The 14,654-nt window shown below is 58.2% G+C and carries 12 protein-coding genes; 2 read left to right on the top strand and 10 right to left on the bottom strand.

Annotated features, from left to right (window positions below; genetic code table 11):
• Positions 1-78 precede the first annotated feature (78 nt).
• From ACN082_RS03725 to ffh, 7 genes are all read right to left on the bottom strand, one after another.
• Positions 79-1,248, bottom strand: coding sequence for an ABC transporter permease (locus ACN082_RS03725; RefSeq protein WP_419099509.1), 1,170 nt, complete (start codon positions 1,246-1,248; stop codon positions 79-81).
• Positions 1,245-2,150: an ABC transporter ATP-binding protein gene (locus tag ACN082_RS03720; protein WP_419099799.1), complete on the bottom strand. Its 906-nt coding sequence runs from the start codon at positions 2,148-2,150 to the stop codon at positions 1,245-1,247. The genes ACN082_RS03725 and ACN082_RS03720 overlap by 4 nt, the downstream gene beginning before the upstream one ends.
• Before the next feature lie 145 nt (positions 2,151-2,295).
• Positions 2,296-2,982: a response regulator gene (locus ACN082_RS03715; protein WP_419099508.1), complete on the bottom strand. Its 687-nt coding sequence runs from the start codon at positions 2,980-2,982 to the stop codon at positions 2,296-2,298.
• Positions 2,983-2,984: 2 nt separating this feature from the next.
• A complete protein-coding gene (locus ACN082_RS03710; protein ID WP_419099507.1) occupies positions 2,985-4,313 on the bottom strand; it encodes a sensor histidine kinase in 1,329 nt (442 codons plus the stop codon).
• 145 nt (positions 4,314-4,458) lie between these two features.
• On the bottom strand, positions 4,459-6,432 hold the full coding sequence (locus ACN082_RS03705; protein ID WP_419099506.1) for a hypothetical protein: 1,974 nt from the start codon (positions 6,430-6,432) through the stop codon (positions 4,459-4,461).
• A 60-nt stretch (positions 6,433-6,492) separates the two neighbouring features.
• Positions 6,493-6,981 carry an NUDIX domain-containing protein gene (locus ACN082_RS03700; RefSeq protein ID WP_419099505.1) on the bottom strand — a complete coding sequence of 163 codons (489 nt, stop codon included), beginning with the start codon at positions 6,979-6,981 and terminating at the stop codon, positions 6,493-6,495.
• 226 nt (positions 6,982-7,207) lie between these two features.
• Positions 7,208-8,776 carry a signal recognition particle protein gene (gene ffh / locus ACN082_RS03695; protein WP_419099504.1) on the bottom strand — a complete coding sequence of 523 codons (1,569 nt, stop codon included), beginning with the start codon at positions 8,774-8,776 and terminating at the stop codon, positions 7,208-7,210.
• A 264-nt stretch (positions 8,777-9,040) separates the two neighbouring features.
• Here ffh and ACN082_RS03690 point away from each other — a divergent pair, with 264 nt between their 5' ends.
• Positions 9,041-9,448, top strand: a complete 408-nt coding sequence (locus ACN082_RS03690) for a hypothetical protein (protein WP_419099503.1) — start codon at positions 9,041-9,043, stop codon at positions 9,446-9,448.
• Between the two features lie 80 nt (positions 9,449-9,528).
• Here ACN082_RS03690 and ACN082_RS03685 read toward each other — a convergent pair whose 3' ends face one another.
• The 3 genes from ACN082_RS03685 to ftsY all read right to left on the bottom strand — a co-directional run bounded on the left by ACN082_RS03685 (position 9,529) and on the right by ftsY (position 13,160).
• Positions 9,529-10,356 carry an exodeoxyribonuclease III gene (locus tag ACN082_RS03685; protein WP_419099502.1) on the bottom strand — a complete coding sequence of 276 codons (828 nt, stop codon included), beginning with the start codon at positions 10,354-10,356 and terminating at the stop codon, positions 9,529-9,531.
• Positions 10,357-10,438: 82 nt separating this feature from the next.
• A complete protein-coding gene (locus ACN082_RS03680; RefSeq protein WP_419099501.1) occupies positions 10,439-11,821 on the bottom strand; it encodes an aldehyde dehydrogenase family protein in 1,383 nt (460 codons plus the stop codon).
• Between the two features lie 217 nt (positions 11,822-12,038).
• Positions 12,039-13,160, bottom strand: a complete 1,122-nt coding sequence (ftsY, locus tag ACN082_RS03675) for a signal recognition particle-docking protein FtsY (RefSeq protein ID WP_419099500.1) — start codon at positions 13,158-13,160, stop codon at positions 12,039-12,041.
• 114 nt (positions 13,161-13,274) lie between these two features.
• On the opposite strand from ftsY, the gene ACN082_RS03670 reads away from it, so the two are divergent.
• Positions 13,275-14,639, top strand: coding sequence for an MFS transporter (locus ACN082_RS03670; RefSeq protein WP_419099499.1), 1,365 nt, complete (start codon positions 13,275-13,277; stop codon positions 14,637-14,639).
• Positions 14,640-14,654 lie beyond the last annotated feature (15 nt).

The raw sequence follows: 14,654 nt of genomic DNA, 5'->3' as shown, positions 1-14,654 counted from the left end.
GACTATCTATTACTGGGTCAGCGAAGCACTACACCTGCCAGTACCGCAAACCCGTTTGAGGCTGTGCTTGGAGCAGGTTTACTTTTTGAGTGCCTGCTTCCAGCTGACCGATGTACCACCGCGCATGATGTTGGAGCGGTAGATGCGGCCCCCCAGGCGGGTCAGCAACGCTGCGGCCAGGAGGGTCAGGCCGAGTGAAACCAGCGGTTCCCACAGGGCCACGTCTTCGGTGAGCAGGCGGCGAGGCATGGCGATGGAGGATAGAACGGGTACGAAGGATACCGCTTTCAGTACGGTACCCGATGCGTAGATACCGGAGAAAAGGGCAGCGATCAGAACCATGTTGACGGGGTTTGAGAGGTTAGCTACGTCTTCGGTGCGGGCTGCCATAGCCCCTACAGCAGCCCAGATGGTGGCGATAGCGGTAAAGCCTGCGATGTAGAAGACGGCGAACCAGCCGGCGGAGGGCAGGATCCAGCCAAATTCTGCGGCGGTACCGGTGACTTGGAGGCCAATGAGAGCGACTACCGCGTATATCGCAATCTGGAGGATAGCAAGGATGAGGTTGCCGACGACCTTGCCCGCAAGTACCTGGCTAAGGGGGACGGCGGTGGCAATGATTTCAACGATGCGGTTTTGTTTTTCTTCCACAACGCTGTTGGCGATAGCGATGCCGAAGAAGACTGTACTCATATAGAAGAGCATGGCGAAGGCGAAAGCAACCATGAATGCGAGCATGACGTTTTCACTGCCAGAGAGGGCGCTGGTGGTGACCTGGGTTCCGGCGCTGAGGGTGGCAAGGTCTACGCCCTGGGCGGCGGCGTTTTCGGCGGTGACGGTTGAGGTGATAGCCGTTGTCATGGCGTTTATCAGCGTGTTATCGGGTTCAGCGTTGAACACGATTTCCCAGCCGTTGTCGGTTGCTGCGAGGTAGGCGTCAGCGTCGCCGTCTTTGACCAGGGCGCGGGCGGCGTCGGAGTCGGCTACTTCGGTTGCGGTGAAGCTGGTGTCTTCGTCACTGGCGGCATCGGCTACGGTGACGAAGGAGCTGGCTCGACTGTCGGTGGTGGCTAGGGTGTATTCTTTGCCACCGGAGTTGAGGAAGTAGGGAATGAGGATAGCGCCAAGAACGACCATTACAGAAATCAGGGTGCTAGCGACAAAGCTCTTGTCCTTGAGCTTGACCATGACCTCCCGTGTGGCCACAATCTGCCAGGCGTTTTTGGGCTGATTAGTTGTGGTGCTCATTGCTGGGTGACCTTCCGGTAGATGTCGCCAAGGGTGGGTAGCTGGCGGGAGAATTCGTGCATGTCGTGTTCGATGCCCTGGCGGAGCAGAGCAGTACGGGTAGCCTGCAGATCGGTGCCGGGTTGGATTTCGAGGATGGCTTGGGTTCCAGCGACGTCAAGGACGTTGATACCGGGGAATTCACGCAACCAGGCGGCGTCTTGACCGCTCCTGTAGATGAAGCGGGGCGCGCCTGCTTCGCGCAGGTCTTGGGCTTTGCCTGCGGCGCGGATACTGCCCTGGTGCAGGATAACGACGGAGTCGCAGAGCCTATCAACCAGGTCGAGCTGGTGGGAGGAGAAGAGGACGGGAACGCCCTGCCTCATGAGTGAGCGGAGCATGGCGACCATGGTATCGACGGCTTTGGGGTCTAGCCCGGAGAAGGGTTCGTCCAGGATCAGGGCGCTGGGGTTGTGCAGGATTGAGGCCACAATCTGAACGCGCTGCTGGTTGCCCAGGGAGAGGGCTTCGAGTTTGTCGTTGAGTCGCTCCCCTAGCCCCAGTTCGGTCAGGTGCTCGGTGGCAACGCTTTTGGCGGCGCTTGCGCTCATGCCGCGGAGCTGGCCCAGGTAGATAAGCTGAGCCAGGATTGGTTGCTTGGGGTAGAGGCCGCGTTCTTCGGGCATGTAGCCAAAGCTGGCACGGTCGGCGGAGGTAATCTCTCGACCCCGGTAGCGGATTGAACCTGCGGTGGGTTCGAGCAGGCCCATGATCATACGCATAGTGGTGGTTTTACCTGCACCGTTAGCGCCAAGGAATCCAGTCATGCTCCCGGGTTCTACGGTAAAGCTCACCTGATCAACAACGGTCTTGGTGCCGTAGGTCTTGGTCAGACCTTGCACCTCAATTCTGTTAGCTTGCATCACGGTCTTTCTCCTGGGGAGGTAGGGCTAGCTGCTGTGCTTGCCCCAGTATGTGGTTTTGTTTCTATCTATCACACTAGGTTTGGGCCAGCATAAAGAACTCCCCCGGGAGGGGGAACCTCTCGGGGGAGTTGTGTGGGGTGGATCAGCTGACCAGCCCTACGCGGTGGGCAAAGATAACCGCCCCGACTCTGTCCCTGCTGTGGGTCTTAGCCAAGATGTTAGAGACATAGGTTTTGACGGTGGCGGCACCCAGGAAGAGGGTTGAGGCTATCTCGGCGTTGGTCATGCCCCCTGCCAGCAGTTCGAGGGTCTCTTTCTCGCGCGGGGTCAGAGAGCTCAGAGCAAAAGCGTCCTCAGGGCTCAGCTCAGGCCCGCTCCCCTGCTTGTTTTCCTTCCCCCGGGAGGTGAATTGCACGAACCGGGCGATGAGTGGCAGGGTCATCTCGGGTGAGAGCAGGGCCAGGCCGCTGGCTACCTTACGGATAGCATCGACCAGATCATCGGCATCGGATGTTTTGAGCAGGAAACCGCTTGCACCAGCTTCGAGAGCCGCAAAGAGGTAGTCTTCCCGGTCGAAAGTGGTCAAAATTAGGACGGAGGTTTCGGGGTATTCTTGGCGGATACGCGCTGTGGCTTCAATACCGTCCATGACCGGCATCTGCACGTCCATCAGAATGACATCAGGCCGAGTCTGCCCGGTCAGGGCTATCGCCTCCTGCCCGTTACCGGCTTGGCCAACGACCTCCATATCGTCTTCCATGGAGAGAATCAGGGAGAAGCCGCTCCGGACCAGTTCCTGGTCATCGGCGAGAAGGACTCGAATAGTCATGGTTACTTTTCTTCCTGGTAATCTTCAAAACGGACGGGGAACCGAACGAGCACCCTCCAGCCCTCGGCTCCTGTGCGAGGGCCAATCTGGGCGCTACCGCCGAGAGCGGCAGCTCGTTCCCTAATTCCTTGGAGGCCGTAGCCGGGCGCTGCACCGACCTGGCCGCTTTCAGCGCACGTACCGTCGTCGGTGACTTCAAGCTCTACCCAGGTATTCTCCCCTATGCCGCCGGTGCGGAGGGCCAGAATCACCGACCGAGCCGAGGAATGTTTACGAACATTGGTCAGGGCCTCCTGAGCCATGCGGTAAATGGAGAGCTGGGTACCCTGGTGCAGGCCCTCTAATTTCTTCTCGCTACCGGCATTAATCTGAATCTGGGTTTCTATGCCGCTCTCCCGCATGGTCTGGGCCAAGGTATGGATATCAGCAATCTGAGGTTCCTTAGCCGTGGTACCGGGCTCAGCATCTGACTCCCGCAAAACCCGAATCAGGTTCTTCATCTCAGCCACCGATGACCGGGCCAGCTTTTCGATGTTCTGGAGGGGTTGAGCCGCCAGCTCAGGTTTTTTCTCCAGGGCACGACGGGCGGCTGCCGCCTGAATACCCATGGACGAAACGTGGTGGCCCACTGAGTCGTGAAGCTCCCGGGCGATACGCAAGCGGTCTTTATGAACGGCGTCCTGGGCTATCTGGACGGCCTGAGCCTCAAGCTGGGCAGCCTGCTGGGCCAGAATATGACGCTGATAGGCCTCCCGCCAGGCGGTACGGCCCAGGGCACCGGCCAGACCGAAGAAACAGGTATTGCTCAGAGCTGTCACAATATAGGCGGCAGTGGGCAGGCTAAAGAGCCCTCCTCGATAGTCCTCGACCCCAAAGAGATTGAAGGTGGAGCCCATCGTTACCCAAATCATGACAATCCAGAGAAAGACAGATACACAAACTAAGGTATAGACAATCCAAAGCATAGCCCGATTTTTGGCCCAGGCTACCGCACTATAAAGCGCGGTAAAGTAGCAAAGCTGAGAACTCAGCGTAGAAACCGCAATCTGAGAAAGACTGCCGATACCAAAGAAAATAGCGGTTGCTACTATCAGGGTGGCTATAGGGTAGCGCCGCCGTGTCATTAGGGGCAGGGTCATGGCAGAAACCACCAGGTAGCTGGCGCGGATGTCATCCGGGTCGCTCCCGTAGAGGCCACTACTGTGGAAGCTGGCGTTATAGAGCAGGCTGATACCTAAGATAAGGACCCAGGCCCAGATATCGCGCCGCAGGCTAGCCCTTGGCGGGGTGGGCCGCTCCCAGTCAGGATCGATACGGTTCCAGGTGCTCATGGTAGGCAGGAAAAGTCTTTTCACCCGCCCACCCTATCAAGCCTGCTAGCCCTTCAAACTCCCCCATCCGGGGGATATATGACCCAGTTCTAGGTGCCCTTAGAAGAAGTGAACTAGACACCAGGCCACAAACCCCGGTCTGGTTTTATTCGGACCTAGGCCCAAGATACTTCTGGCCAGCCCTCCTAGCTTTTGCCCCCAGGCCTGTAAAGGCTCTGCGGCTCAAAGTTTTCAGACTCTTGAGGTCAAGCGGATGAGGATTCTTCTGCTCAGCTTCTTCTTTCTGAGCTTGTAGCTCATCAAGAATTGAGGTAGGCGGCGCATGCCCCTGCTCCGCAGCAGGGGGGTGGACCTGGTGAAGCCAGCTATAAGCACGAGCAATGACCAGCTCAGCGGCACCGCTTGCTCCCAGCGCCGCTGCAGCGACAGCGGCACCGCGGGCAGGCTGGCCCTTGAGAAGACGGCGGGTAGCCCACACGGCAAGAGCGCCAGAGGCACCCAATTGAGCAAAGCCATCTGCTGCCGCTAGCCAGGGCCTCTGAATCAGCTCACGGGACACAGCGCTGAGCCTATCAGTACCGTTGGGGTAGGCAGTGACGCTCTCCTTGAGCCGGTCCAGGCCGCTCATCTGCGGGCTAAACTCCCGATAGCCTACAAAGTCGGCAAGGAGCACGGAGCCATCGATAACTTTAAGGAGTTCATCAGGCAGTTCCAGCGCGTGCAGGGCAGATTCTAAACCTTCGGCGCTGGCACCATCCATGACATAGTTGGTCAGCCGTCTGCTCGCCTGCTCATCCAGGCCGTAGAGCCAGATGAGCTGGTCCAGGTTATCGCCGGTCACGATGTCCTGGTGCGGGTTGGGTAGGCGCCCCGGCAGGGACCAGAGCATGTCTCCAAGGGGGCTTTCAAAGGGCAAGCTCACGGCACCGCGTTTGGCTATGCCCGACCAGCTAAAGGTCAGAGCTGCCCCCAGGCGGGCATTATCAGGTGCCCCCAGGGCGCGGTTGACCCAGTCGGTCACGGACCCTTCAGCAGGCCCCTGGGCACTCTGAGAGGGTAAAACAAAGCTGAGGTTATGGGCAAAGAATGTTTTTTCGGCAACGATAGTCGGTACGTTCATGGTCTGTATCAGACGGCTTAGGGTCAGGCTGTCTGCCTGGAGCAGCGACCAGCCCTTATCAGCAGGGGCCGCTTGAACCTCACCGGCTATAATCTCGGGGCGCATATAGCCGGGCAGGCCACTCATGGGCAGCTCTACCAAAGCGGCACACCGGCTAGCAGGGTCAAGGTCGAGCCGATCAAGCCCCTCAGAAAAATTGGCGGTGTGTAGGAAATCGCTACCATCGAGCACCCACTGAACACGCCCAGCGGGGAAGCTGGCGGTTAGTTGATCCACAAAGGTCTTCAGGGCAACCCCCGCGAACAGTTCACCCTCTTCGTTGGTCTGTACAGTGCCCAGCGCTCCCCCAGCTTGGCTCTGCTCGCACAGAATGTAGAGCTGAGCGCGGCCACCCTGCATCTCATAGACGGTGGCTTCGGAGCGTGCGGCTAGGAAAGCTGGAAGGTCAAGGGCAAAGTCCCAGTGGGAGTCAGTCTCAAAAGGGGCAGATTCACTCTCTGTGAGAACAACCCGGCCCTCTTGGGCTGAATCCGTTTCGGGAGCTTGGCTAGTCTCTTCGGTTTCTGCCTCAGCCTGCACCTGCGAGGAGCTATTGCTCTGAGTGCCCTCGTCCACAATGCGCTGAATCAGCTCATCAAATTTCTGGGGGTCTGCCACCAGCTCGTCCACCATCCGCAGGTCTTCAACGCTCATAGGCTCAGTATGCCCCCCTGCGGCCTGCACGTTCACAGTGGCCTGATACTGGATCAAGTCGATGATATTCGCTAGCTGTTCACGCACCTGGCGCTTGATTTCTTCTTCCGAAACAGCCCGACTCTCCTTGCTACCCCGTTCGGTGCTATCGGCCTGGTCCGGGGTAAGGGCAAGGGCTGCCGGCCAGTTCTTGGGATCATCAACAACCGATAATCTCATACGAACCCACACGGTGCCAGCTTCCACCTGTTCGCCATTAGCAGGGGGCAAGGGATTGTGCTCGGGTTCGTCCAGGGGGAATGTCATAAAGCCTTTTCCTTGAAAGATGAGCGCCCCTTATCAGAGGGGTCAGGGCGGTAGGTGGTTCTAGCGGGCGGTGCTTGAAAACTCGTAGACAGCACCGGTGTCTAAAGCCCGGTAGGCTTGGCGAAGGCGGTGGGCGTGGCGGGCACCAAAATAGCGGTCCAGGTCCTCCGGCGCAACCCACTCATAGCCCACCAGTTCTTCTTCTTGCAGGGTGATTTCGGCCCCCTCGGGCACTACCCCTGCATCGTAAATGTAGTAGGTTGAGTCGCCCCAGATACCCATCGCTAAGCCGTGAAAGATCACCAGAAGGCGGCCAGGTTCTAAGTCCAAGCCCACTTCTTCAGCGACCTCGCGGAAGCAGCCCTCCTGAGGTGCTTCACCAGCTTCAACCGTTCCACCGGGCACAGTCCAGCCGTCCTTGTAGTTGGGCTTAACTGCCAGCATGCGTCCCTGAGTATCACGAATCAGAGCACCGGCGGCCAGACGTCGGGTAGGCAATGTAGCAATAAAGGCTTTGAGCTCATCTTCAGGCAGGTAAGAATCAAGCATGTCAGTCTTCCCTCGGTTCATAAATACAGTGCTGTGCCCAGCGTGCAGGCCTACACCCAAATAGGTGTCACTACCCAATGTACATCTGTCACAGGGCACTCAACAGCAGGGTGTCCCCTTGCACTCTCTCAGCAGAATAGGAGCACTAGAAGATAAGAAGCGGGCGGGCCAGTCGCTAGGACCGCCCCGCCCGCTCACCAATCCCGGGCTGTTACCTAATCACGCCCTACTTAAGGAACTTCTCGAAGCCCTTAGGCAGGTTCATCTCGGACATATCAAAGTCCTGCTTCTGCTGGCCAAAGGCTGAGCCTGCCGCGCTCTGCTTCTGAGCGGCGGCCTGTTCCTGGGCGGCGCGCTTGGCGGGATTACCGGAACGAGCCTTAGACTTCTTGCCCTTACCCTTACCCTTGCGGGCAGCGCCACCAGCGGCAGCCATACCCGGCATCTGCATGCCACCGGGCATACCGGCCATATTGCCACTGGCCAGCTTCTTCATCATCTTCTGAGCCTGGGCGAAACGCTCCATGAGCAGGTTCACCTCGGTCACGCTCACACCGGCACCCTTCGCGATACGGGCACGGCGCGAACCGTTAATAATCTTGGGAGCGACACGCTCGTGCGGGGTCATTGACCTGACGATTGCCTCAACCCGGTCAATTTCCTTCTCGTCAAAGTTCTCCAGCTGCTGGCGAATCTGAGCCGCACCGGGCATCATCATCAGCAGTTTCTTCATGGAGCCCATCTTGCGAATCTGCTGCATCTGAGCGAGGAAGTCCTCAAAGGTGAAGTCTTCCTGGTCCACGAACTTCTTGGCCATGCGGTCAGCTTCGGCCTTGTCCCAGGTCTGCTCAGCCTGCTCAATCAGAGTGAGCACATCGCCCATGTCCAAGATACGGCTGGCCATACGGTCGGGGTGGAACTGCTCAAAGTCGCTGACGTTCTCACCGGTTGAAGCGAACATAATCGGCTTGCCGGTCACCGAAGCAACGGAGAGGGCAGCACCACCGCGGGCATCGCCATCGAGCTTGGAGAGGACAACGCCGGTAAAGTCCACGCCCTCGTTGAAGGCGTTGGCGGTGTTCACGGCATCCTGACCAATCATGGCGTCAATGACGAAGAGAACTTCGTGGGGCTCGATGGCATCGCGGATATTGCGGGCCTGTGCCATCAGCTCGGCATCAAGGCCCAAACGACCTGCGGTATCGACAATGACAACGTCGTGGAGCTTGGCGCGGGCCTCAGCCACACCGTCACGGGCCACCTGAACGGGGTCGCCGGTGGGAGCGTCAAATTCACTGGTGACACCGGGGTGCGGTGCGTAGACGGGAACGCCAGCGCGTTCACCAACTACCTTGAGCTGGTTGACGGCGTTGGGGCGCTGAAGGTCAGAAGCAACCAGCATGGGGGTGTGCCCCTGCTTCTTGAGCCAGTGCGAGAGCTTACCGGCCAGGGTGGTCTTGCCGGCACCCTGCAAACCAGCCAGCATGATGATAGTCGGGCCGGTCTTGGCCATGTTAATGCGGCGGGTCTGACCGCCCAGGATATTGACCAGCTCTTCGTTAACGATCTTGACGATCTGCTGGCTGGGGTTGAGAGCTTCAGAGACCTCCGCGCCCAGAGCACGTTCTTTGACGTGGGCGGTAAACTCGCGTACCACGGGCACGGCGACGTCGGCATCCAACAGGGCGCGGCGGATTTCGCGTACTGTGGCGTCGATGTCCGCTTCGGTGAGCTTGCCTTTACCGCGTAGGTTTTTGAAGGTTGCTGTCAGACGATCTGAGAGTGAATTGAACACGAGCCTTAGAACCGCTTTCGTATGCCGGTAGAAATCTTCTGGGATTCGCTACCCTACCCCTTGGTGTGGGCGCGGGTGTGCGCGAACGTATCAACTATCTAGGATAACGCATATTGTGTAGCTGTGCCGGGCAGGAGTCTGGGTATCGCGCGTGGTGAATGCTGATCGACATATTTATCCCAGTCCAACAGGGCAATGGTGTAACCGGTAGATTAGTGCTGGGGCGCACAGCCTCACCCTGTTTTCATTTGAGTAAGGACCGCCATGAGCTACGACGTTATGGTTATTGACCCCGCAACCGTTCCCACCACACCGTACGCTGTCTTTCATCAGTGGTACGACAAGGCCACAGAGTGGGCAGAACCGCGCAGCTACAGCTCAACCGCTGGTTCCAGCGAACCCATCACCGCCTTCTACAACACCATCATTGAGAAATTCCCCGACATGAACGGTGAATGGGACGACAGCCTTGAAGATGAAACCTACATGACCGACTACGGCATCGGCTCGGACCACATCTATATGGGCTTCGCCTGGTCGAAGGTAGAAGAAGCTGAGCCGCTCTGTATCAGCCTTGCCCATCAACTGGGCTTAGCTTTTGTGGATGTCAGCGGGACGGGCGATATCCTCATGCCTGATGGCACTAGGATTCAGCGCCCCAAGAACCTTTAGCCAGAACTCACCCGGTGCCCGGGCATCACCGCCGATACCCGGGCACCTTTCTAGAGTTAGGGTTTTGCCCCAAGCGGAGCCTAAAGATCAATCTCCAACAGAATCGGAGTGTGATCCTGGCGGGGTCCTGAATCGACCGTCTCCGATGTGGTGACCTTATCGGCCACGCGGTCACTGACCAGCCAGTAGTCAATACGCCAACCGGTGTTGTTAATCTTGGATGTTTTAGAGCGCTGGGCCCACCAGGTGTAGGCACCGGTCACGTCGCCGTGCAGGTGGCGGAAGGTATCGGTAAACCCACGTGAAAGTAGGTGGGTGAAGCCCTCGCGTTCCTCATCGGTAAAGCCGGGTGAGCGGCGGTTGGACTTAGGGTTAGCCAGGTCAATTTCGGTGTGGGCAACATTGAAGTCACCTGTCGCTAGGACCGGCTTGCTGGCGTCCAGGGTTGCCAGGTAGTCAGCATAAAGACGATCCCAGACCTGACGGTCCTCCAGGCGACGCAACCCCTCGGAGGCGTTGGGGGTGTAGACCTGGGTGATGTAGCAGTTTTCGAATTCGAGGGTAATCATACGCCCCTCGGAGTCCATGGTGGTCGGCGCGTCAAGGCGGGGGTAGGTGACAACCGGTTCCAGTTCGGGGCGGTAGAGGAACATGGTCCCGGCGTAGCCCTTGCGGGCAGGCTCATCGGAGGACACCCAGGCCACCTTGTAGCCCGGGAAGTAGCCATCAAGCACCTCCAAATGTTTTTTGGTGGGGCCCTTGACCGGGAGCTTGGTTTCTTGAATAGCCAGCACGTCCGGAGCCAGCTCTGAAAGAGTGGCAAAAACATGGCGGGACAGCTGGGCACGGGGTGATGCGCTGGTAAGAGCCGCATTAAGGGAATCAACATTCCAGGAAACTAGTTTCATATCTACCAGTCTAACGGCCACCCTGCTAGGGTCCCCACCAGCCACCATAGGCTATCGGCTCACTGTGTTGCTTTTCCGTCAGCTAAATGACTCTGCCCAGAAGTTTCCCTTTGAGGCCGGTGTAGGGCGGGTAAATCAAGCGCAGGGTATCCGGGGTGAGAGGCTTTATGAACACAGTTTTTTCGTGGCTAAAAATTTCCACGCTTTTTTCGCCATGATAGGCCCCCATGCCGGACTCACCTACCCCGCCGAACTGCCAGTTGTGCGGTGAGAGGTGAACCAGACCCGCGCCAAAGACCAGGCCACCGCTGGAGGTCTCTGCTACCAGCCGCTGTTGGTTCTGGGGCTGAACAAAGCCGTAGAGGGCCAGGGGTTTGTCGCGTTCATTGATAAAGTCGATGGCTTCGTCCAGGCTAGCCACGGTCACAATAGGCAGCAGCGGCCCAAAGATTTCCTGGGTCATCACCGGGGCTTTGAGCGAGGCTGGTTTGAGCAAGGTCGGTTCAATGTATTTCTCTGCGGCATCGATGCGACCGCCCTGCAGAATCTCACCGTCATCCAGGTATCCACTGACCCGCTGAAAATGGCGGTCGTTGACCATGCGGCCGTAGTCCGGTGACTGCTGGGGGTTTTGGCCGAACATTTCGGTAATAGCTGCCTGCAGCTCCGGGACTAGGTCTTTCTCAACCCCGTCGATAGCCAGCAGGTAGTCAGGAGCTACACAGGTTTGACCGGCGTTGATGAACTTGGCCCAGACGATACGCCGGGCGGCAGTTGCCAGGTCGATACCTGGCTCTACAAGGGTTGGGGATTTACCACCCAGTTCCAAGGTGATGGGGGTCAGATGCTCGGCTGCGGCTCGTGCCACCACACGCCCCACCTGACCGTTGCCGGTATAAAAAATGTGATCATAGCGCTGGGCCAGAACTTGGGTGGTTTCTTCTACCCCACCCTCAATGACCCTTACCGCCTGAGAGTCCAGGTAGTTAGGAACCAACCGCGCAATCAGAGAAGAAACGGTTGGCGTGACTTCACTGGGTTTGAGCACCACGGTATTCCCCGCGGCCAAGGCACCCACCAGGGGCACTAGCAGGAGCTGAACCGGGTAGTTCCAGGGAGCAATAATCAGTACCGTACCAAGAGGTTCACGCACGGTAGCTGCCTTGCCGGGGGCCAAGGTCAGGGGCAGCGGCAGGCGGCCGGGCGCTGTCCATCGCGCCAGGTTCTTGAGGCTGTGATCAATAGCATCCAGCGTGATACCAATTTCGGTCATCTGAGCCTCAGTAGCCGACTTGTGCAGGTCAGCGTATAGAGCATCTAGAAGCTCCCGGGTGTTCTCTGCTACCAGAGCGCGGAGGGCCTCAAGCTGTTCCTGCCGCCAAATGCGCGGCTTGGTGGCTCCGCTTGCAAAGTACTCGCGCAAGCTCCTTACTGTCGGTTCAATCATGCTGATATCTGCTGCCATGTTTCTCTCTTTCATCGGGCCGGCTATTGTCGGTTATCTCTGCTATCTCGCCTTGGCGCTCCACACTCTAGCAGGTAGGCGGGTAGTCCTCTCGCAGCTGGCTTTGGTGTTGTCTCGCCCCCTGCCACACACAAGACATAAACGGGCAGAGAAAACCCGCGTACCCTCCCCCACAGCTGCTTGTAAGGAAAATACGCGGGTTCAAAGCTCATACTGCTTAGTCGAGCAGGGCGTCCACGAAAGCACCGGGCTCAAAAGGAGCCAGGTCATCCGGGCCTTCGCCCAGGCCAATCAGCTTGACCGGCACGCCCAGTTCTTCCTGGATAGCCACCACAATGCCGCCCTTAGCGGAACCGTCCAGCTTGGTCAGCACGATACCGGTAATCTGCACAACCTCGGAGAAGACTTTGGCCTGAATCATGCCGTTCTGGCCGGTTGTAGCATCAATAACCAGGAGCACCTCGGTCACGGGAGCTTCTTTCTGGACCACACGCTTAATCTTGCCCAGCTGATCCATCAGGCCGGCCTTATTCTGCAGGCGGCCAGCCGTGTCAATCATGACCGTATCTACACCACGAGCTTTGCCCTGACGGATAGCCTCAAAAGCAACGGAGGCAGGGTCAGCACCGTCTTTTTCTGAGCGCACGGTATCAACACCTACCCTGTCGCCCCAGGTTTGAAGCTGGTCAGCAGCGGCGGCGCGGAAGGTATCGGCAGCGCCCAGAAGCAGGTTCTTGTCCTCAGCAACCATCACACGAGCCAGCTTGCCAACGGTCGTAGTCTTACCCACACCGTTGACACCCACCACAAGCACCAGGCCGGGGTTACCGTCAACACCCTCAAGGTTGAGGGAACGGTCGGTGTCCTCCCCCACGATTTTCAGGAGCTCTTCACGGAGCATCTGCTTAACATGGGCGGGGTTCTCGGTACCCTCAACACGCACACGCTCTTGGAGGGCCTCCACCAGGCGGGTAGAAGGCTCAGAACCCAGATCAGCCAAGAGAAGGGTTTCTTCAACTTCGTCCCAGACCTCCTGGTCAATCTTGTCGCGGGACAGCAGAGCCAGCAGACCCTTACCCAGTAGGTTATTGGACTTGGACAGGCGGGCGCGCAAACGCACCAGACGGCCCTGAGCAGAAGCAGGCTTCTCAATCGAGGTGACCGGTTCACCGGAGTCGGTGACCGGGATATCGTCGGCGTCGCGGGTCGTCCCATAGCCACCTTTAGGTGCCTTTGGACCGCGCAGGAGGACGGCTAGAACACCGCCCAGGATGAGAAGACCCAGCAGAATATAGACAATCAGAGTTAAAGAATCATTCACACCTCTAGCTTGCCACATTCTGCACCGCTATACAGCCCCCGCACCCACCGGTAGAATGCAGTTCTGCATATTATAGCGCTCAGAGGTGTGAGCTATAATACTTTGAGAAAATCTAAGACTGGCGAAAGCAAGATGAGCAAACATATCCCCACCCCCTCCATGGACACCGGAGCCATCCCGGTCATTCCAGAATCAATCCGTCGAAGTGTTCACATCCAAGGCTCCCCTCACCCAGCACAAGAAAACACCAAAGTACCCACCCAAATCAAAGTACTCATCGCTGCCTCCTTTCTCATCGCGCTAGGATACGGACTTGTAGCACCCGTCCTCCCCGGCTTCGCACGCTCCTTCGATGTGGGAGCTATGGCAGCAACCTTCGTAGTCTCAGCTTTCGCCCTCTCCCGCCTTCTCTTCGCCCCGGTCTCCGGCAAACTCATCACAGCATTCGGGGAACGACGCATCTACTCCACCGGCCTGATCATTGTAGGGCTAGGATCCATCGGTGCAGGGCTATCTATCAACTACCCCATGCTCATCGCTTCTCGTATCATCGGGGGCACAGGCTCGGTCATGTTCACCGTAGCCGCCATGGGAATCCTGGTGCGCAACTCACCACCCTCCATCCGGGGTAAAGTCTCCGGCTACTACGCCACATCCTTCCTGCTGGGCAACATCCTAGGCCCAGTCCTAGGAGCTGCAGCCTCCGCCCTGGGCATGCGAGTCCCTTTCTTCGTCTACGCCGGCATGCTCCTGTGCGCCTCACTCATCGTCATGACCCAGCTTAAAGACCAAGCACCACAAACCCACCTCAACACCCAGGGCATACCCGTAGCAAAGCCCGAACTCACCCTCAAAGAAGCCCTCAAGTTCAGCAACTACCGCTCAGCCCTGTTCACCAACCTCACCGTAGGCTGGAGCATCTTTGGACTCCAATCAACAGTTGTACCGCTGGCGGCAGTAGCCCTACTGGCCAGCCTCCACGGCTCAGAGGCAGGCTATGACCCTGCCGCCGCAGGTGCCCGCCTGGCCGGTTTCACCCTGGCCACCTACGCAACCGGCAACGCGCTCATGCAAATCTACTCAGGCAAGCTCGGTGATAGAATCGGTCGCCGCCCCATGATCTTCTCAGGCCTCCTCTTGGCCGGCATCGTCACAATCCTCTTTGGAACCATTACCGCACCGTCGGCCTTCGTTGCCTCCGCAATCCTGCTCGGTATCGCTGCAGCCCTTCTGAGTCCCTCCCTCCAAGCGGCAATCTCCGATATCGTAGGCAACAAACGCTCAGGTGGCCAACCCCTGGCCTACTTCCAGATGGTCTCTGACATCGGCCTGATTGTAGGTCCGCTCTTCGCTGGCTTCATCATCGATGCCTGGGGCTTCTTCCCCGCCTTTGCTGTTGCCGGCGCACTCCTGCTGATCGCCGCCATTGGCTGGATACCGGGAATCAAACCCAAGTTCCCCGCAGATCTTGCCGACAAAGGCTACACAGGCCGCTAAGACTGCAGACACGAG

It is taken from the genome of Rothia sp. CCM 9417, assembly GCF_048513575.1.
Lineage (GTDB): Bacteria > Actinomycetota > Actinomycetes > Actinomycetales > Micrococcaceae > Rothia.
The sequence above is the reverse complement of the archived record's forward strand: the minus strand, read 5'-3'. Positions and strand labels throughout refer to the sequence as shown.